Source organism: Tsukamurella conjunctivitidis, from assembly GCF_007858475.1.
Taxonomy (GTDB): domain Bacteria; phylum Actinomycetota; class Actinomycetes; order Mycobacteriales; family Mycobacteriaceae; genus Tsukamurella; species Tsukamurella conjunctivitidis.
The window spans coordinates 1-610 of record NZ_VIGX01000162.1 but is presented as its reverse complement, the minus strand read 5'-3'; the positions used below and the strand labels follow the sequence as shown (position 1 = coordinate 610).

1 protein-coding gene is annotated in these 610 nt (G+C 67.5%); it reads right to left on the bottom strand.

Annotated features, from left to right (window positions below; translation table 11 throughout):
* A partial coding sequence (locus FK530_RS24850; RefSeq protein WP_146489472.1) for a serine/threonine-protein kinase occupies positions 1–610 on the bottom strand: 610 nt, incomplete at both ends.

The following is a 610-nucleotide window of genomic DNA, read 5'->3' as shown; positions in this document are numbered from 1 at the left end:
AGGCATTCGTAGCCGACGACGCCGAGGGAGTAGACGTCGGAGGCGGCGGTGGCGTCTTCGCCGGAGGCCTGTTCGGGGGAGATGTACTGGGCGGTGCCCATGACCATGCCGGTTTTGGTGACGGGTGCGGCGTCGACGGCTTTGGCGATGCCGAAGTCGGTGATCTTGACCTGTCCGGTGGGGGTGATGAGGATGTTGCCGGGTTTGACGTCGCGGTGCACCAGGCCGGCGGAGTGGGCGACCTGCAGTGCTCGGCCGGTCTGTTCGAGGAGGTCGAGGGCTTGGGCTTGGCTGAGGTGGCCGAGGCGGCTCAGGACGGCGTTGAGGGGTTCGCCGTTGACCAGTTCCATGACGAGGTAGGCCAGGGGTGCGCCGCCGGCTTGGTCGGCGGTTTCGCCGTAGTCGTAGACGCCGGCGATGCCGGGGTGGTTGAGGGCGGCGGTGGTGCGGGCTTCGTTGCGGAAGCGGGCGAGGAATTCCTGGTCTTCGGAGAATTCGGCTTTGAGGACCTTGACTGCGACGCGGCGGTCCAGTCGTGTGTCCATCGCCTCCCAGACCTGGCCCATGCCGCCGGTGGCGATGAGCCGGAGGAGTTCGTAGCGGTCGGCGA